The organism is Aliidiomarina sanyensis (assembly GCF_003987175.1).
Classification (GTDB): domain Bacteria; phylum Pseudomonadota; class Gammaproteobacteria; order Enterobacterales; family Alteromonadaceae; genus Aliidiomarina; species Aliidiomarina sanyensis.
In genome coordinates this window covers 1-18,762 of the sequence record NZ_PIPM01000005.1, presented here as the reverse complement: position 1 = coordinate 18,762, position 18,762 = coordinate 1, and the positions used below count along the sequence as shown (strand labels likewise).

The 18,762-nt window shown below is 51.5% G+C and carries 14 protein-coding genes; 3 read left to right on the top strand and 11 right to left on the bottom strand.

Going from position 1 to position 18,762, the window contains the following annotated elements; all coding sequences use genetic code 11:
• Window positions 1–618 (bottom strand): thymidine kinase, encoded by a 618-nt coding sequence (locus tag CWE11_RS06145; protein ID WP_126776736.1) that lies wholly within the window; start codon window positions 616–618, stop codon window positions 1–3.
• Between the two features lie 250 nt (window positions 619–868).
• On the opposite strand from CWE11_RS06145, the gene CWE11_RS06140 reads away from it, so the two are divergent.
• A complete protein-coding gene (locus tag CWE11_RS06140) occupies window positions 869–2,125 on the top strand; it encodes an adenosine deaminase family protein (protein ID WP_126776735.1) in 1,257 nt (418 codons plus the stop codon).
• Between the two features lie 213 nt (window positions 2,126–2,338).
• On the opposite strand, the gene CWE11_RS06135 is transcribed toward CWE11_RS06140, so the two are convergent.
• The 5 genes from CWE11_RS06135 to CWE11_RS06115 all read right to left on the bottom strand — a co-directional run bounded on the left by CWE11_RS06135 (window position 2,339) and on the right by CWE11_RS06115 (window position 9,463).
• The gene (locus CWE11_RS06135; RefSeq protein ID WP_126776734.1) at window positions 2,339–4,777 is read right to left on the bottom strand and encodes a putative bifunctional diguanylate cyclase/phosphodiesterase; all 2,439 of its coding nucleotides are present in this window, start codon (window positions 4,775–4,777) and stop codon (window positions 2,339–2,341) included.
• Window positions 4,778–4,804: 27 nt separating this feature from the next.
• Window positions 4,805–5,800 (bottom strand): type 2 periplasmic-binding domain-containing protein, encoded by a 996-nt coding sequence (locus CWE11_RS06130; RefSeq protein ID WP_126776733.1) that lies wholly within the window; start codon window positions 5,798–5,800, stop codon window positions 4,805–4,807.
• A 115-nt stretch (window positions 5,801–5,915) separates the two neighbouring features.
• Window positions 5,916–7,376 carry an NAD-dependent succinate-semialdehyde dehydrogenase gene (locus CWE11_RS06125; protein WP_126776732.1) on the bottom strand — a complete coding sequence of 487 codons (1,461 nt, stop codon included), beginning with the start codon at window positions 7,374–7,376 and terminating at the stop codon, window positions 5,916–5,918.
• A gap of 167 nt (window positions 7,377–7,543) precedes the next feature.
• On the bottom strand, window positions 7,544–8,074 hold the full coding sequence (gene ssb / locus CWE11_RS06120) for a single-stranded DNA-binding protein (RefSeq protein ID WP_126776731.1): 531 nt from the start codon (window positions 8,072–8,074) through the stop codon (window positions 7,544–7,546).
• Window positions 8,075–8,083: 9 nt separating this feature from the next.
• A complete protein-coding gene (locus CWE11_RS06115; RefSeq protein ID WP_126776730.1) occupies window positions 8,084–9,463 on the bottom strand; it encodes an MFS transporter in 1,380 nt (459 codons plus the stop codon).
• A gap of 193 nt (window positions 9,464–9,656) precedes the next feature.
• On the opposite strand from CWE11_RS06115, the gene uvrA reads away from it, so the two are divergent.
• Window positions 9,657–12,485, top strand: coding sequence for an excinuclease ABC subunit UvrA (gene uvrA, locus CWE11_RS06110; protein WP_126776729.1), 2,829 nt, complete (start codon window positions 9,657–9,659; stop codon window positions 12,483–12,485).
• A 9-nt stretch (window positions 12,486–12,494) separates the two neighbouring features.
• The gene (locus tag CWE11_RS06105; protein WP_126776728.1) at window positions 12,495–13,436 is read left to right on the top strand and encodes a glutaminase; all 942 of its coding nucleotides are present in this window, start codon (window positions 12,495–12,497) and stop codon (window positions 13,434–13,436) included.
• Window positions 13,437–13,537: 101 nt separating this feature from the next.
• On the opposite strand, the gene CWE11_RS06100 is transcribed toward CWE11_RS06105, so the two are convergent.
• The 5 genes from CWE11_RS06100 to CWE11_RS06080 form a co-directional block, all read right to left on the bottom strand.
• Window positions 13,538–14,449: a hypothetical protein gene (locus CWE11_RS06100; RefSeq protein WP_126776727.1), complete on the bottom strand. Its 912-nt coding sequence runs from the start codon at window positions 14,447–14,449 to the stop codon at window positions 13,538–13,540.
• Between the two features lie 11 nt (window positions 14,450–14,460).
• Window positions 14,461–16,065 (bottom strand): AbgT family transporter, encoded by a 1,605-nt coding sequence (locus CWE11_RS06095; protein ID WP_126776726.1) that lies wholly within the window; start codon window positions 16,063–16,065, stop codon window positions 14,461–14,463.
• A gap of 11 nt (window positions 16,066–16,076) precedes the next feature.
• Entirely contained in the window at window positions 16,077–16,883 is an 807-nt protein-coding gene (locus CWE11_RS06090; RefSeq protein WP_157981306.1) for a PepSY domain-containing protein, read from the bottom strand.
• Window positions 16,884–16,951: 68 nt separating this feature from the next.
• Complete coding sequence (locus CWE11_RS06085) at window positions 16,952–17,686, bottom strand: PepSY domain-containing protein (RefSeq protein ID WP_126776724.1); 735 nt, start codon at window positions 17,684–17,686, stop codon at window positions 16,952–16,954.
• 417 nt (window positions 17,687–18,103) lie between these two features.
• Window positions 18,104–18,762: EF-Tu C-terminal domain-related protein (locus tag CWE11_RS06080; protein WP_241971744.1), on the bottom strand; the 659-nt coding region annotated here is incomplete at its 5' end.

Sequence of the window (18,762 nt, the reverse complement as noted above, 5' to 3'; positions counted from 1 at the left end):
TTAACTCTCAATGAGAGGAAATGTTTGTTGATCAACGCCCGCTTGCTTGAGGGCTTCGACCCAATGTTTACGGCAACACGACACATATCGGTCATTGCCACCAATAGAAATTTGTTCGCCTCCGGTGATCGCTTTGCCATCCGGACCCGAGCGGTAGACCATGGTGGCCTTGCGTCCACAAAAGCAGATGGTCTTGATCTCGTTCAGTTTGTCGGCGATTGCGAGTAAGGTCGCGCTGCCCGGAAACGCATTGCCAAACGCATCGGTCCGAATCCCATAACACATCACCGGCGTGTGGAGGCTATCAACCGCTTGCGCCAGCTGCCACACTTGTTCAGGAGTCAAAAATTGCGCTTCATCTAACAACACACAATCCACCACCTGATGTGCGAGCTTGTCCGCGATGAGTCGATACAAATCGGTTTTCTCAGTGAAGGTTTCAGCACTCCGCGTCAAACCCAACCGTGAATGAATTTTGCCCTCGCCCATGCGGGTATCGAGCGCTGGCGTTAACAGCAGGACTTGCTGATCGCGCTCTTCATAGTTATACGCAACCTGTAAAAGCGACGTGCTTTTTCCCGCATTCATTGCCGAGTATGTGAAATACAACGAAGCCATCTTTTTATTCCATCCGTAGTGTCTTTCGTGATTTATTAAACGCATGGCCCGTTGTTCGGCGCACAATAAAATCGAGTGTTTATAGTGCCGGACAAGTTCGCAGAAAGCATGCGCACAATGTGAAGAAATTGTGCAGCTTTTCGCGAGCAAATACTACTGAACTATAACGATTGCAGCATGATAAACCCGCGCAAGTGCGGGAATTTTGCGATATAATGCGCGGTTAATTTAAACCTGCAGGAGTACAGCAATGGCGAGTCCATCTCAATCGACCCCAACCACTTATTCTCTCGACTTTATCCGTGAGCTTCCGAAAGCGGATTTACACCTGCACCTCGACGGAAGTTTGCGCCCTGCTGGTCTGATTGAAATGGCCAAGCGCAGCAAGATTGAACTGCCTTCCTACACCGTTGAGGGTTTGAAAGAGCTCGTATTCAAAGACAAATATCAGAATTTGGGTGAGTACCTACACGGGTTCCAGTACACCTGCTCGGTTCTTCGGGATCTCGAGAATATGGAACAAGCTGCCTACGAGTTGGCCGTCGATAACCTCGAAGAAGGCGTGAACTACATTGAAGTGCGTTTTGCCCCGCAGCTTCTAATGGACCCTGCACGCGGAATTGGCTTCGACGAAGTCATGCATGCGGTGAATAACGGCTTAAAGAAAGCTAAAACTGAGTACAACAACAGAGCAGACGTAGGTTTCGGTGCAGGCCTCAAGCCACCATTTGAATATGGCATTATCAACTGCGCGATGCGCATGTTCGGTAAAAAAGGCTTCTCTCCTTATTACACGCAGCTCTTCCAACTGCTGCGCGATCACGCGCCCATGGATGTGATCAAGTCAGCGGCGATGGAATTAATTCGCGCGAGCATTCGGATGCGCGATGAAGAGGGTCTCCCAATTGTTGGCCTCGATATCGCGGGCCAAGAGAATGGCTACCCGGCTCACAAATTCAAAGAAGTCTACGAGTATGCTCACCAGAACTTCTTACTTAAAACGGTCCACGCGGGTGAGGCCTATGGCGCTGAAAGCATCTTTGAGGCATTAACTCAGTGCTACGCTGATCGATTGGGACATGGCTACTCGCTGTTCTCACCCGAGATGATTGAAGATGAGTCGATCACCGACAAAGAGGCCTACAGCCGGAGCCTGGCCTCTTACATTGCCGATCGCCGTATTGCGATTGAGGTATGTCTGACCAGTAACCTGCAGACCAATCCGGCGATTACCGACATCAAAGAGCACAACTTTAAGTACATGCTTGAGAACCGAATCGCGACCGTTATTTGCACCGACAACCGGTTGGTCTCGAACACCACGGTCAGTGATGAGTACAAGCTCGCGTTGGATAACTTTCCGGTGCCATTGAAGCGTCTGAAAGATATGGTGGCGTACGGCTTTAAGAAAAACTTCTTCCCGGGCAACTATGTGGAAAAACGCGCGTACGCAAAACACGCCTTAGAGCATTTCGACGTTATCGCTCGCAAATACGGGTTTATTTAATGTAGCCAACGCACAGCGTTGGGTTCATGTTCGAGTTATTGATTAATCTGGGACCCAACGCGGTGCGTTGGTTACATCGCCGGGACCCAACGCGATGCGTTGGTTACATCGCCGGGACCCAACGCAGTGCGTTGGTTACATCGCCGGGACCCAACGCGATGCGTTGGTTACATCGCTGGGACCCAACGCGGTGCGTTGGCTACGGTGCGTTGGTTACATCGCTACGCCCCATTTGCGCTGCCACAGATGCCATTCGATGGGTTTTTCGTAGAAATATCCCTGACCCCAGATGCCCAGCTTCTCGCAGAATTTGGACTGTGAGCGTGTTTCGACGCCTTCTGCCACGACCCGTAAATTCAAGTTTTGCGCGAAACTGACAATAGTTTTTACCATGGTCACGTCGCTTTGTGTGTGGGGGATCCCGCGAATAAAGCTTTGGTCAATCTTCAACTCATGCACGGGTAATTGTCTGATATAACTGAGGGACGAATAGCCAGTCCCAAGATCGTCGATCGCAAATTGGATTCCGAGCTCACTGAGCGCTTTCATTTTCTGAATGCTCTGTTCCACATCCTCAACTAAAAGCCCTTCGGTCACCTCAAGGACAAGAAGTGTCGGGTCCGCCCCAGTCTCTTTCAGAATTTCCGTCACACTCTCCACAAACCGCGCACTTTGAATATGCCGTGGACTAATATTAACGGACATGGTCAACCGTTGACCTCGATCCTGCCACCTTTTTAGCACCTCAAGGGACCGACGGAGCACCCAACGATCTAAATCCGCAATCAAATCACTACGCTCCGCAATCGGAATAAACTCTGCCGGTGAAACCATTCCCGATTGAGGATGTTGCCAGCGTACCAACGCCTCTGCACCGGCTAGCTCGCCGGCCTGATCCATCTGGGCCTGCAAATAGAGGATCAGCTGACCTTGCTCAATTGCCACCCGCAAATCTGCTTCTGTTTGATACAAACGTTCAATTTCTTGCCCATCGGCTGGACGATAGACCAGATGCTGATTGCCACCTTTGCGCTTTGCGTTATGCAGGGCCGTTTCAGCACTTTGAATCACATCGTCAGCACTGCGTTGCAGCTCCCCAAATACAGCAGCACCAATACTGACGGTGAGCTGCACTCGCTCGCCCCGTACATCGAATGGTTCTTGACATAAAGCCATCAATTTATTGGCGTATTCGTCGAGCACGGTTCGGATCTGCATGCTGTCTCGGAATTGCGCAGAGATGACAATGCAAAAAGTATCTGCCCCCAAATGGCCCAGGAAATGACGCTCCATTTGATGCTCCGTCAGCCGTGACGTCATCGCCAACAACACATCGTTGCCGTATTGAAAGCCTCGGGCATCGTTGATGTCTTTCATGCGATCAATATTGATGAGCACCACCGCACCCCAGCTCTGTTTGCGGCTGGCCACTTCCAATTCATTCCTCAACATATCTAGCACGCTCGTCCGATTCGGTAGGTGGGTCAGGGTGTCGAAGTACGCAAGAAAATGCAGTCGCTCTTGAATTGATTTCTGCTCTGTAATGTCCTGCTTAATACCCAAGAAATGGGTTACCTCGCCGGATTTATCTTTGAGCGGCGTGACGGTTTGTAACTCGATGTATTCACTTCCATCTTTGCGTCGGTTGTAGAATTCACCCGTCCATGACTGACCATTTAAAATAGCTTTCCAAAGCGATGCGAAAGTACTTGCCGGGGTTTGCCCCGAGCCCAACATTCGTGGATTTTGCCCGAGCAGCTCATCTTCACTGTAACCCGTTGCCTTAACCACTGCGTCATTAACATACTCAATCGTTCCTTGCCGATTGGTAATCAGGATCCCCTCATGACTTTGTTCAACCGCCGCCGTGAGCTTGCGTAGTTTTTCTTCGTGAATATCTCGTTGCGCGACCATATCAGCGACCGCATCGACGATCACACGGAGCTCTTGCGTTTTAATTTCTTTATCCAGTTTAAATGCTTCCCCATCGCGCGCTTTTTTTAATGCCTGTATCAATGCTTGACTGGGTTGGCTGACCCACGTCCGCCAATACCAAAATAATAGAAAATAGATCCCCACCAGTGCACAGGCGGCCACCAAAATCCGTCCAATTCGATTGGCAAACGCATCGGCTGCCGTAATTGGATGAAGGTACTCAATCATCATCACATAGCGGTTTGGCACGCCGAGCAGTTCGCCAGGCGCCAGCACCGGAATGGCCGCAACATAGGTATTGCGATCCTCCATAAAGGAAATCGAAATACGTTCCGATATCTGCGTTTGTTCGAGCTTAACCGCCATTTTATCCGTCAGGCTTGCGTCATCCTGCAAGTAAGCCCCGACCGAATGCGCGATCGCACCATCTCGCCGATACATCACGACTCGCTGAACTCGTCGATGAGCCGCGGTTTCAGCCATGATTTCCTCGAGTGCCTCAGGCAAAGCGTAACGAAGGGCTCGATTCGCTGAGGCTTGGACGAAAATTGACATAGTCCGCAGCTCGCGCTCGCTATGTTCATGACTTGTGCGAACCTGATCCTGCACAATCGCAAACGTGCTGAGGGCGATGGTAAAGGTGCCGAGGACCATGACAAGCAGGACAAACTGAAAGCGTAAGCTCGCAAATGAAAAACGGGAAAATGGAGAGGTCATAATGGGCCGATGTTCACTCCAATAAGGTTAATCATAAAATGATATTGCTGGTGCTGGGTCTGCGTAAATGATGTTCTCACACAGAGGAATATTGCCCGGCACTGTAAGGTGCTGATAACTCAGAAGGTAATGATTGAGCACCCCGAGAATTCGAGCATAATCTTGCTCAGCGAAGGCTTGCGCCTCCCGCCATGACGGAAAATGAATGCCTGACAACGCGGTTTGCAAGTCACTCAGATCAGCACCGGTACGCGCGGCGATAAACTTCAAGCTTTCTTCGCGTTCTTTCATCATGCTTAGGCCGTGATACCAGAATGACGAGCCAAGCCAGATTAAACTGTCTTCGTGCCGGCGTGCAATATCTTGCCGCACCACAAGAACATCGAGAATCTCTCCAGGCATATCGCGACTTGAGAACAGCACCATCGCTCCGCGCTCCACCAGTTTGCTGACGTAAGGTTCGTAGGTCACGACCACATTCACCTCACCGGAGAGTAATGCGTCTACGTGCGATGCGGGGTGAACGACTCGCTGTTCAAATGGCTTATCAATCCATTTTAGTGCTTCGATTCCACGGGCGGTCTTAAAACCACCAAGCGCCGATTGTTCATTTCCGATTACAAACGGGCGATCAGGGTCGAAGTCTGGCATTGCAAGAATGGCATCGGCTCCGTCGGAATAACTGAGAATTTGCGCCACACAAATGGGGATTTGGGTGCGGCTTTGGAAGCCAATCGCTTCATCAAGGGTCAAAAGCGCACCATCCAGTTCGCCCGTCCCAAATAGACGTAGTGTGCTTGTTGTGGCGGGCATCATGTTGATTCGAAACGCCTGACCGCCCACATAACTGTCATGGGTTGGACATGCGCTACAGCCGAACTCTTCTTTGGCGAGATAGTAAGGTTGGTAACCAAGCCAAGTATTACCGCCAATGTTGATGGGCTCACGCTTCTGCCCACAGGAAGTGAGCAGGAGGATCAGCCCGAAGAGGGAGAGAAAAAAAGTAGCGGTCGTCGATCGCACCTGTTGTATTCCAGACTGAAATATAAGCAATGGCTAAAGCATAGGCATGTGCCGTCGCTTTTGCCACCGCTATTCAGGGTTCATATGATCCAGCGCAACAATTTCCGGGAAGTCGTTAAAAACCGCCGTAGCTCAAATACTTCCATTCCGTGTACTCATCAAGGCCCTGGTGCGAACCTTCTCGTCCAATCCCTGAGCTTTTGACTCCGCCAAAGGGGGCTGTGGCATTGGAAAGAATACCCGTATTAATACCGACCATCCCTGCCTCAAGTGCCTCGGCGACACGCTGAACCCGATACAAATTGGTCGCGTAGAAATAGGCCGCAAGACCAAATTCAGTGTCATTGGCCCAAGCAATTGCCTCTTCTTCTTTCTCAAATTTAAAAATTGGCGCGAGCGGGCCGAAGGTTTCTTCCCGCGCACAGAGCATGTGCTGCGTACAGTCCACCACGACGGTGGGTTCAAACCAAAGGCCGCCCCGCTCATGGGGCTTCCCGCCGAGCATAATCTCGCCGCCTTGTTGTTTTGCATCATTAATATGCCGTGTCACTTTATCCACTGCGCCCTGATTGATCAGAGGACCAATCTGAACATCCGGCTCAAGCCCGTCACCGACCTTGAGGGCTTTTACTTTCGCGACAAATTTCTCTACAAACGCATCATGCACTCCCGCTTGCACATAAATCCGATTGGCGCAGACACAGGTTTGCCCAGCATTTCTGAATTTGCTGGCAATCGCACCATCCACTGCTGCATCAATATCCGCATCGTCGAAGACTATAAAAGGTGCGTTGCCGCCAAGTTCCAGTGAGACGCGTTTAATGGTTTTTGCAGAAGCCGCCATCAAATGAGAGCCAACGGCTGTTGAGCCAGTAAAGCTAAGCTTTTTCACGAGAGGACTGTCCGTAAAAACCGGCCCGATAACTTTGGAAGACCCGGTAATGACGTTAAAAACACCAGCCGGAAGTCCAGCTTCTTGTCCAAGTGCGGCGAGTGCAAGCGCAGTGAACGGGCTCTCGGAAGCTGGGCGCACAACCATGGTACATCCAGCCGCCAATGCCGGCCCCACCTTCCGGGTAATCATGGCTGCTGGAAAGTTCCATGGCGTGATAGCCACGCACACGCCCACCGGCTCCCGGGTGACCACCACGCGATTACTCGCATCAAGCCCTGGAATGGTATCGCCATACATCCGTCGTGCTTCTTCGGCATACCATTCAATGTAACTGGCAGCATAGGCGACTTCACCCTTGGCTTCGGTCACTGGCTTGCCCATCTCGACGCACATTAATTCTGCAAGTGGCTCGGCATGCTCCATGATCAAGCGATACCACGCTTTTAAGATATCGGCGCGGGTTTTGGCGGATTCCTTACGCCAGCTAGTAAAGGCCTCATGCGCCGAATCGATCGCCTCGGCTGTTTCCAGTGCTGTCAACGCAGGAACACGTCCAATTCGCTCCCCGGTGGCTGGGTTGGTGACATCCAACATGTCACCTGAATCGCTCGACTGCCAGCGGCCGTGTACAAAGCAGGCTTGGTGCAGAAGGTTGGCGGCTTTTTCTGAGATGTTTGGCATGGTCACTCCCTTTTGACGAAATGAACCACCCGAACTGGGTGCGTCCGTTACTTTAAGCATGTACGAAATATTCGGGGAATGGGTTAAAGGGTAGTCGAAATTCTGCATTTGTTCCGCAAAAAACAAACCCCTGCAAGCAGGGGTTTGTGGTATTCACGAATGGACGATCAGAATGGAATGTCATCATCAAAATCGTTATCCAGGGGTGCAGGCTGTGGTGGTGCCTGGCGCTGAGGCTGGCTCTGCTGTCCGCTTTGGCCTTGATTCTGCCCACCTTGGTTTTGGTTAAAACCACCGCCTTGGTTCTGATTTTGATTGTAATTGCTCTGGCCACCACCCTGACCGCCACCAAAGTCACCTCGGCTGTCGAGCATTTGCATTTCGTTGGCTACGATCTCTGTGGTGTAGCGATCTTGCCCCTGCTGATCTTGCCACTTCCGGGTTTGCAGACGACCTTCAATGTAAACCTTTGAGCCTTTCTTCAAATATTCACCCGCAATCTCTGCTAACCGGCGATAGCACACCACACGGTGCCATTCAGTGAGCTCTTTTTGCTCACCGGTTTGCTTGTCTTTCCACGTTTCGCTCGTTGCGAGATTCAAGTTGGCAATGGCCACACTATTTTGCGTGTAACGGACTTCCGGGTCTTGTCCCAGGTTTCCGATAAGAATTACTTTATTGACTCCACGACTGGCCATTCCATTCTCCTAATGATTATTTTGATAGCGGGCAATCAGTGCTTGAATTGCTGCCGCGTCATATTCGTCTCGTTTAATTTTTAAATAGGTCGTCCCTTCATCGGGAAGCACAATCGCCTCTTCCACACCGGGGGCCGCAATCAAATCTGAAGCAAGCGCTGACGCCATCGCTTGAGGAACGCCGGGGATGGGTAAGGCCATCCGGGTCGTTGCCGCGACCTGCCGTAAACCGTGACTCAGCAAGACCCATAATACTAACAGGGCAATCGCGAAAAGCATAACCGCTGATGCGCCACCCTGCTGATAAAGATAGCCTCCAGCGACACCGCCAATAAAGGCGCCCGCAAACTGACAGGTGGTAAAGAGTCCACTCGCACTGCCCTTACTTCCTGCAGGTGCATGTTGCGTCAGCAACGCTGGAAAACTTGCTTCCAGATAATTAAATCCAATAAAGAATATCCACACTGAGAGGACAATTGTCCAGAGCTGATCAGTAAATAAGGCGATCACCGACAAAGAAATAATGAGCATACCCATCGCGAGACGCATACCGAGCACTTGTTGCTTGCGACGGACCAAGAAAATCATCATCGGAACCATCACGACAAACGAGAGGATTAAGGTCGGTAGATACATCCAACTGTGATGTTGGGCTGCCAAACCCGCATCGACCAATTGCAACGGTAAGGTCACGAACCACGCGGTGAGCACCAGATGTAGAACAAAGACACCGAAGTTAAGACGCCCGAGCTGCCCATCCTGGAGCAACCGCCCAATTTCTTTTGGGACTGGTAGCACGTCCCGACTCGGCACTTTTTGATGGGTTGCTGGCATCACTTTCCACATCAACACCATGCCACCAAGGGCTAAGACAGCTGTGAACCAAAACAAGCCCGACATCCCAACATGTTCACCCAAAATTGGGGCGATGATGAGCGCTAGTACAAACGACAAGCCGATTCCCATCCCAATCACAGCCATCACTTTGGGGCGTTGGTCATCACGGGCGGAGTCAGCGGCGAGCGCTAGCACAGCACCCGCAATTGCACCGGCACCTTGCAGGACCCGACCAACAATTACTCCGGTCATGGTGTCGGCCAATGCAGCCACTACGCTACCGAGCGCAAAAATAAAGAGACCAGCGAAGATCACAGGGCGTCGGCCAATCCGATCCGACAGCCAGCCCATGGGAATTTGCAAGAATGCTTGGGTCAGACCATACGCACCGATCGCGATACCGACCAGAAATGGCGTGTAATCCGGATATGCTTGGCCATAAATTGCAATGACCGGCATGATCAAAAACAGGCCGAGCATACGTAAACCGAACACAGATGCGAGCGCAAATGCGGCCTTCTTTTCTGTGCGATTTAATCCAGATTGCTTCATGGGTTTCAACGACTATCTCTAACTGATTCAGGTGAGTCTCTCTAAGCAGCCGCGAGTTTATCAGATTCACGATGAGTTCGTCAGCCCAAAGCGGTTTGCGGCTTCAAGAGTGGGTACGGTTTGTGCGATAATGGCGGATTAATGTTCGGCCGCACAAACGCTTTTCGGCACATGCCACTTGGCAAAGGATATTATGGATAAAATTGAAGTACGGGGTGCCCGCACCCACAACCTAAAGAATATTCATCTTGAAATTCCGCGCGACAAACTCGTGGTCATCACAGGCCTCTCGGGTTCAGGGAAGTCATCCTTGGCGTTCGATACGCTCTATGCTGAAGGCCAGCGCCGCTACGTGGAATCACTCTCCGCCTATGCCCGGCAATTTTTGAGTTTGATGGAAAAGCCAGACGTAGATTCCATCGAAGGTCTGTCGCCAGCGATCTCCATTGAGCAAAAATCGACGTCGCACAATCCACGCTCAACGGTCGGGACCATCACCGAAATTTACGATTATTTACGCCTAATGTATGCGCGTATCGGTGAGCCGCGTTGCCCCGAGCATAAAGTGACCTTGGCAGCACAAACCGTCAGCCAAATGGTCGACCAAGTGTTGGCCCTACCCGAAGGCAGTAAAGTAATGCTGCTTGCACCCGTGGTGCGTGGCCGTAAAGGTGAGCACCAAAAGACCCTTGAGAATCTTGCAACCCAAGGTTTCTTGCGTGCGCGGGTCGACGGCAACGTATGCGACTTAAGCGACCCTCCCAGCCTTGAGCTCCATAAAAAGCATGATATCGAAGTGGTCGTTGACCGCATCAAGGTCAAGCCAGGCCTTGAGCAGCGTCTTGCTGAATCGTTTGAAACCGCGCTTGAGCTCTCGGGTGGCTCGGCGATGGTGGTCGGAATGGAAGCGGAAGATGGCATCGCAGACATGCTGTTCTCGGCGAATTTTGCCTGCCCTCACTGCGGCTACAGCATGCAAGAACTCGAACCACGTCTGTTCTCGTTTAACAATCCAGCAGGCGCTTGCCAAACCTGTGATGGGCTCGGGATCGAGCAATTTTTCGACGCAGATAAAGTGGTAGGCAATCCCGAGTTAAGCCTGACCGGTGGTGCGATTCGTGGCTGGGATAAACGTAACTTCTACTACTATCAGATGCTCCGCTCGCTCGCCAAACAATTCAATTTCGACCTCAACACACCGTTCAAGGACTTACCTGAAGAAGTCCGCGAACTTGTGTTGCAAGGTTCCGGCAGTCAAGAGGTCAAGTTCACCTACATGAACGATCGCGGTGATACCGTGGTTCGCAAGCACCCTTTTGAAGGCATTATTCCAAATATGCAACGGCGCTACCGGGAGACCGATTCGAATGCGGTGCGAGACGAACTCGCCAAATACTTGGCAATGAAGCCTTGCCGCAGCTGTGGTGGGACTCGCCTGCGCGAAGAAGCTCGGAATGTCTTTGTAAACGACACCACATTGCCACAGATCACTGAACTAGCAATTGGCGATGCACTGCAATTCTTTACCGATATTCAACTCAGCGGCCAGCGAGCTCAAATTGCTGAAAAGATTCTAAAGGAAATTAATGACCGGCTCCGCTTCCTTGTGAACGTTGGTTTAAATTACCTGAATTTATCACGCAGTGCTGAGACGCTCTCCGGTGGCGAAGCGCAGCGGATCCGCTTGGCCAGTCAGATTGGTGCGGGGCTTGTGGGCGTGATGTACGTTCTCGATGAACCTTCCATTGGTTTACACCAGCGCGACAATGAGCGCCTACTTAAGACCCTCTGCCACCTCCGCGATTTAGGCAATTCAGTGTTGGTCGTTGAGCATGATGAAGATGCCATCCGGGCTGCGGACTACATTATTGATATCGGGCCAGGCGCCGGCGTGCACGGCGGCGAAATCGTCGCCAAAGGAAGTTATCAAGACATTATCGACAATGAAAAATCACTGACCGGTGACTACCTCAGTGGACGAAAAGCCATTGAGATCCCGAAGAAACGCAATAAACCCGGAAAGCATTGGCTCGAACTCAAGGGTGCGCGGGGCAACAATCTCAAGAACGTGGATGTGAAACTGCCGATTGGGTTAATGACCTGCGTTACGGGTGTCTCGGGTTCAGGGAAATCAACCCTCATCAACGACACTCTGTATCCTCTGGCCCATCGTGAACTCAATGGCGCCACCTCCGATACGGTTGCTCCTTACGATAGCGTTCATGGACTCGAGCATCTTGATAAAGTCGTAGACATCGATCAATCTCCAATTGGCCGAACACCCCGTTCCAACCCAGCAACCTACACGGGTATTTTTACCCCCATTCGTGAACTCTTTAGCGGCGTTCCGGAGTCGCGTTCGCGTGGTTATAAGCCAGGGCGTTTTAGCTTTAACGTCAAAGGCGGGCGTTGCGAAGCGTGCCAAGGGGATGGGGTAATCAAAGTTGAGATGCACTTCTTACCCGACGTCTATGTTCCCTGTGACATCTGTAAAGGAAAGCGCTACAACCGAGAAACCTTGGAGATTCTCTACAAAGGGAAAACGATCCATGAAGTGCTCGAAATGACGGTAGAAGATGCCCGTGAATTCTTTGATGCGATTCCTGCCATCGCTCGCAAATTACAAACCTTGATGGATGTGGGCCTCTCCTACATTCGCCTTGGGCAATCAGCCACGACCCTATCCGGCGGAGAAGCGCAACGGGTTAAATTGGCGCGGGAGCTATCAAAGCGTGATACCGGCAAGACCTTGTATATTCTGGATGAGCCAACCACCGGGTTGCACTTCCATGATATTCAACAATTGCTTGCGGTTCTCCATCGCCTGCGCGACCATGGCAATACCATTGTCATTATTGAGCATAACCTTGACGTCATTAAGACCGCCGACTGGATCGTCGATTTAGGCCCCGAAGGCGGTAGTGGCGGCGGTGAGATTATCGCATCGGGCACGCCGGAGCAGGTTTGTGAGTCCACCGTGTCCCATACCGCACGCTTCTTGAAGCCGCTGCTGAACGGATAAGGAATCACCGTGGAAGGTACCCCCAAGCAACCCAAAAATTGTGGTTCACTGCTCGAGGAGCTGGTGGAAAAAGCTCGGCAGCAAGCCCCGGGTGGGCAAGTTGCCGACTACATCCCAGCACTCGCGGAAGTGGATCCGGAGCATCTTGGGATTGCGGTGGTCGAGCTTGATGGCACGGTGCATATCGCTGGGGACGCTCATACCCCATTCTCCATTCAAAGTATTTCCAAAGTTTTTGGGCTCGCTATCGCCATGCAGCGTATGGACGATGTCCTTTGGGAGCGCGTTCGAATGGAGCCCTCCGGGCAAGCGTTTAACTCGATCGTGCAGCTTGAGTGGGAACATGGCATCCCACGAAACCCATTTATTAATGCCGGAGCGATTGTCATTGCAGATGTGTTAGTGAGCCATTACTCCGCTTCCAAAACGGCATTTGTGCAGTATGTAAGACAGCTTTCCGGTAATCCGAACATTCACGCCAACCATCGGGTGTGGGAGTCGGAAAAGGAGCACGGCAACCGAAATGCCGCGCTCGCTTACCTGATGAAAAGTTTTGGCAATATCGAATCCGAGGTCCCTGAAGTCCTTGATCACTACTTTTTTCAATGCTCAGTGGAAATGAGTTGTATCGATCTCGCGAAAAGTCTTGGATTTTTGGCAAACCGCGGCGTGCAGCCAGGTACCGAACAAGTCATCTGTGACGCACGCTCGGCGCACCGCATTAACGCTCTGCTCTCAACTAGTGGTATGTATGACCAATCCGGGGAGTTTGCCTTCACCGTCGGCTTGCCAGCAAAGAGTGGCGTGGGCGGTGGTATTGTAGCGGTCGTTCCTGATTATGGCGTGATCGCCGCCTGGAGTCCGCCATTGAATCGCTTTGGCAACCCCACCCGAGCCGTCGAAATGGTCACCCAATTCGCAGAACGCCTCGGCCTTTCGGTGTACACCTGATTAGTAGCCAACGCATTGCGTTGGGGTACCGACCGTAGCCAACCCATTGCGGTGGGATAATGACCGTAGCCAACGCATTGCGTTGGGGTACCGTGCCTTGATTACTGATTTGGGAGGCAGTCGTCCCGTTGGATGAGGTGTTGGTAGGCTACGCATGCGCCCCCCTCCTCGGCCGTGACTAAATTAATTCCATATGCCTCGAGCTTGAGCTTCATATTCTCAGTGGTCGCAAGCTTCAATAAAAATCCCATGATGGTCTCAAGCGAAATTGGGCTGTCGTCGCTCACAATAACATTTGTCACATACACGCTGTCGGGATTGGGAGCCGCTTTGAGACCGACAACTCGTTCTGGATCATGCGTCGAGAGCCAACGGACATATTCATCAGATAGAAGACCATATTTGACTCGATGGTTTCGAACGAGCGTGAGAACCGTAGCTTGGCTATCTGCGCGGTAGACCGCAGGTAAATCCCCACTGCCATTATCGCTCCCATTCGCGTCGTAATTGAGCCCGTAATGGTACCCGACAACGCCGGCCACACGATCACCGGCGCGCGGCTGCCAGTCAAACGCTTCCATCGCATAAAGACGCTCACTCCCATGTGAAATCGGCGGCGAGACCTGAAAACCGGAGTGCGCGTCCCATCCCCAAGCTTCAGACTCAAATAGAATCAGGTCACAGCATCCCGATTTAGAGATCGCTTGATACCGCTCTTGCGGCCGAACTTCACGAATACTGAAATGATACTCCGATTGCATGTGATTCAGTGCATAAACCACATCACCGAGTAAGTGCTCACTCATGCGAGAAGAGAAATAGGGTGGGAACTCATACGCTGCAATCATCACTTTCTTCTGAACTGAAGTCATACCGGCTTCATGCTCAAAACGTGATTCTGAAAATGCTTGGAACGTGATTAAGCTGATCAGGACAGCCGCTACCCCAAGCATCCAGCAAAGAATGCTTGGCTTCAGGCTGACAGGACCGATGGCTTTAATCACGTTCCGCATTTGCTACACCCTTACTGAGCGGCTTCGAATGAATAATAGGTTGCTGCACCCGGTCCGACAGGCATCCCGAGGGCAAACACCCACACATAGAACAAGATAACCCAGCCAATAAAGAACACCATAGTGTAAGGCAACATAATCGAAATCAGCGTCCCAATTCCAATATCTTTCTTGTACCGTGCTGCAACGGCTAAAATCAAGCCGAAATAGCTCATCATGGGAGTAATGATATTCGTGACCGAATCACCAATCCGATAAGCCGCCTGAACGAGCTCTGGGGCATACCCAATGATCATCAACATCGGAACAAAAATCGGAGCCGTGACTGCCCATTGCGCTGAGGCAGAGCCGAGCATTAGGTTTACGAAAGCACACATTAAAATAAAGAAGACGAAGACCAACGGCCCCGTCAGGTTAATGGATTGCAGAATATTTGCACCATTCACCGCAAGCACCGTGCCAAAGTTAGTCCAGCCGAAGAAGGCGACAAATTGCGCTGCGAAGAATACTAAAACCATGTACAGACCCATGGAGCTCATACTCGCAGCCATGGCATTGATCACATCCCGGTCATTGCGCATGGTTCTGACAACGTAGCCATACACAAAGCCTGGAATGGCGAACGTAATAAAGATAAACACCACGATACCGCGCAAGAACGGAGAGCCCGCGACACCGCCTGTTTCAGGATCACGCAACACGCCCCATTCTGGCACGACTGTAATCGCCAGTAAGGCAATCAATGCTAGGAATGTAAGGCCCGCAGCGATTAAACCTTTGCGCTCTTCCGGCTTGAGACCCTCCATACTGACGTTTTGGTCTAGGTCGGAGTCGGGATCCATGTCGTTCGGATTGTATTTACCAAGTTTCGGCTCAACAATCTTCTCGGTCACTAGCCAGCCAAGCACCGCAATCAAGAACGTACTGATGAACATAAAGTACCAGTTCATCTCCGGTCCGACTTCGTACGTTGGGTCAATTAGTTGCGCCGCAGAGGTGGTGAATCCAGACAGCAAGGGATCAACCGTCCCAATAAAGAGGTTTGCACTGTAACCTGCGGACACCCCAGCGAAGGCTGCCGCAAGGCCGGCGAGCGGATGACGGCCTAACGAATGGAAGATCAGAGCCGCTAGCGGAACCAAGACCACATAACCCAATTCGGACGCCGTATTTGATACCACCCCAGCAAACACGATCGTCACCGTCACCATGCGCGGCGACGCATTCATCACCATGCCACGCATCATCGCTTCGAGCATGCCTGAACGCTCGGCAATTCCGACGCCCAAAATAGCAACCAAGACCACCCCAAGCGGTGGGAAGCTGGTGAAGTTCGTGACAAGATTCGAAACGATCCAGCGTAAACCTTCGCCGCTCATTAAGCTATTTACGACAATGTCTTGCCCGTAAGTTGCGGGGCGCGGATCCGCGACACTAACACCAAAGAATCCTGCAATGCCGCTGGCAACAATGACCAGCAAACAGAAAATGGCGAAAAGAGATACCGGGTGAGGAAGTAAGTTGCCAAGCCACTCAACGGTATCGAGAAAGCGAGTAAACCAACCGCGCTGACGTGCGTCGTTCTGGTTCCGATATTCATTCTTTGCAGACGCCATGCAGCGCTCCTTTAATTCTTATGCGACGCCCCGAACAGGCGTGTTCTTAATCTCTTAAACAGCGAAGCATTGTACTGTAAACCAGCACGCGCAACAAACCCGCCCTGCCGCCCAATGCGGATAATCATGATAATTCCAGTGAGGACAAACCAAAGACTAAATAACCCAGCGGCGATAATAAAAACATTGTTGAAATTTCGCTGGCCGCTGTAATCCATAAAATGCAGCTTGTACATCAGCTCGGTTAAACCCGAGTGTTTATTGCGGTGCGCCACCACATCACCATTCACCTGGTCAATATAGACACGAGTCTGCAATCGATCGGCAAAGTCGATGCGAAAACCGGGGCCAGGCCATCGTGGAAGGTCATGTGAACGGCGCACATCCGTTATCCTGTTAAACATGCCAGAGCCTAGGTAAGAGTCGACAGCAAGTCGCTGAGCCAGCACGGCGCCAGTATTCCAGCGCTGGCCTGTCTCGGCATCAAACCACGCTTGCTGCAGGCCATCTCCGCGACTGCGCCCTACTTCATGCCGCGGGCGATGAGCTGAATCGTAAACCACCGCAAATTGGGGGAGTTCATCCCGCATCCTCACATTGATTTCGTATACATCCCCTAATTGAGAAAGCTGCCTAAGGGGCACAATGTACCGGCCTTGGATAGCCAACACACGATCCGGCGCCGCATGATAATTTTGTTGTGCATTCAGCGCTTCTCGACCCATAAATGAGAAATAGAATCCGGTCACCGTCCAAATGAGCAACTGAACGACAAGAATCAGCCCAGCAATCCGGTGCAAGCGGATCATTCGTGACATCGACCAACCACTACTCTTTCTATTGGCACGTTGCTTTGCCTGTTCGTATTTTTCTCTGTCGAGTGGATTTACGCGCGCCATGAACGCCTCCACAATTTCAGAACATGTCGCTGTAACAGCAGCCATAAACCCGTGATTGCAATGAAAAATGTAAGCACGGTGAAGGCGTATAACCAGGGTGTGCTGATACGATGACGATCGGTGTAATCCATAATGTGGAGCATCCACATCACATCAAATACACGCCACGCTTGATGACGCTGCGTTAACAAATCGCCCGTCTCAGCTGCAAAATAGAATGTGGTTTTCCGCGCATCGGCAAACTCAACTCGCCATACTGGGGCATGCGCAGGGTTAACTTCTTGTGGCATCTCAGCCGCATCGAGAATCAGTTCTTTTGCATGTATCTTCGGAACTGGAGAATCCGCATAGGTCAAATCCGCGATATGACGGACGTCATCGGCAGACAAACTGACGATCTCAAGATCAAAAGCATTTACCAGAAACCGCGTGTCTTGCGTTCGTACGCGAAATACATACCGGAAATCACCATCAATAAAGCGGCGCACCAACGCAGCTTGAGTGGCTTCGGGATATCGTGTTTGAAGTTTCGGAACTTGCTCGAGAAGCTCCATCTGGCTTAGCGGTTGATCCGCTTGCTGGCTTAAATGATGACCATGAATATAGGGTAACTGCAAAATAACCATCACAGCTCCGGTAATGCTCCAAATAATCAATTGGGCACCAAAAAGCAGGGTCATCCAACGGTGAACTTTGCGGATTTTTAGCGTCTTGAATTGCATCGTTATAGTTATAATTTCAAGTCAAGCCTTGTTGTACCACGAAACCCCCGATCTCCGCTACCTGCGCGTTGGAAGCAATGCCGTCGCCGGATGATGGCCGTAGCCAACGCAATGCGTTGGGTGTGAGGGTGGGAGGCGATGCCGTCGCCGGGTGATAATCGTAGCCAACGCAATGCGTTGGGAGCGGTGATTGGAAGCAATGCCGTCGCCGGATGATGGCCGTAGCCAACGCAATGCGTTGGGAGCGATGGTTGAAAGTAATGCCGTCGCCGGGTGATGACCGTAGCCAACGCAATGCGTTGGGAGCGGTGCTTGGAAACCCAACGCATTGCGTTGGCTACGATGCGTTCGCGCCGTGGTTGGTAACAAAAAAGGCTCCCGGAGGAGCCTTTTGGTGTCTTGCAAAGGGGTATCTAATTACTTGATGATTTTAGATACAACACCCGCACCTACGGTACGGCCACCTTCACGGATTGCAAAGCGCAGACCTTCGTCCATCGCGATTGGCGCAATCAACTGAACAACAAACTTCAGGTTGTCACCAGGCATGACCATCTCGACGCCTTCTGGCAACTCGACTGAACCCGTCACGTCCGTTGTACGGAAGTAGAACTGTGGACGGTAACCTTTGAAGAATGGCGTGTGACGGCCACCTTCTTCTTTGCTCAGTACGTAGACTTCTGCTTCGAAATCAGTGTGTGGCGTGATTGAACCTGGCTTCGCCAATACCTGACCACGCTGCACGTCTTCACGCTTCGTTCCACGCAACAACGCACCAATGTTCTCACCCGCACGACCTTCGTCTAGCAACTTACGGAACATCTCTACGCCCGTTACAGTCGTCTTCACAGTCTCTTTCAGACCAACGATCGCAACTTCGTCACCCGTGTTTACGATTCCGCGCTCTACACGGCCTGTTACTACGGTTCCACGGCCTGAGATTGAGAACACGTCTTCGATTGGCATCAGGAACGGCTTGTCGATGTCACGCTCTGGCTCTGGGATATAAGTATCCAACGCTTCCGCCAGCTCAAGAATCTTCTTCTCCCACTGCTCGTCGCCTTCCAACGCCTTCA

What these genes read in the sequence shown, in the direction of transcription:
- CWE11_RS06145 (WP_126776736.1), bottom strand. Translation starts at nt 618, where the DNA reads ATGGCTTCGTTGTATTTCACATACTCGGCAATGAATGCGGGAAAAAGC.
- CWE11_RS06140 (WP_126776735.1), top strand. Translation starts at nt 869, where the DNA reads ATGGCGAGTCCATCTCAATCGACCCCAACCACTTATTCTCTCGACTTT.
- CWE11_RS06135 (WP_126776734.1), bottom strand. Translation starts at nt 4,777, where the DNA reads ATGACCTCTCCATTTTCCCGTTTTTCATTTGCGAGCTTACGCTTTCAG.
- CWE11_RS06125 (WP_126776732.1), bottom strand. Translation starts at nt 7,376, where the DNA reads ATGCCAAACATCTCAGAAAAAGCCGCCAACCTTCTGCACCAAGCCTGC.
- ssb (WP_126776731.1), bottom strand. Translation starts at nt 8,074, where the DNA reads ATGGCCAGTCGTGGAGTCAATAAAGTAATTCTTATCGGAAACCTGGGA.
- CWE11_RS06115 (WP_126776730.1), bottom strand. Translation starts at nt 9,463, where the DNA reads ATGAAGCAATCTGGATTAAATCGCACAGAAAAGAAGGCCGCATTTGCG.
- uvrA (WP_126776729.1), top strand. Translation starts at nt 9,657, where the DNA reads ATGGATAAAATTGAAGTACGGGGTGCCCGCACCCACAACCTAAAGAAT.
- CWE11_RS06100 (WP_126776727.1), bottom strand. Translation starts at nt 14,449, where the DNA reads ATGCGGAACGTGATTAAAGCCATCGGTCCTGTCAGCCTGAAGCCAAGC.
- CWE11_RS06095 (WP_126776726.1), bottom strand. Translation starts at nt 16,065, where the DNA reads ATGGCGTCTGCAAAGAATGAATATCGGAACCAGAACGACGCACGTCAG.
- CWE11_RS06090 (WP_157981306.1), bottom strand. Translation starts at nt 16,883, where the DNA reads ATGTCACGAATGATCCGCTTGCACCGGATTGCTGGGCTGATTCTTGTC.
- CWE11_RS06085 (WP_126776724.1), bottom strand. Translation starts at nt 17,686, where the DNA reads ATGCAATTCAAGACGCTAAAAATCCGCAAAGTTCACCGTTGGATGACC.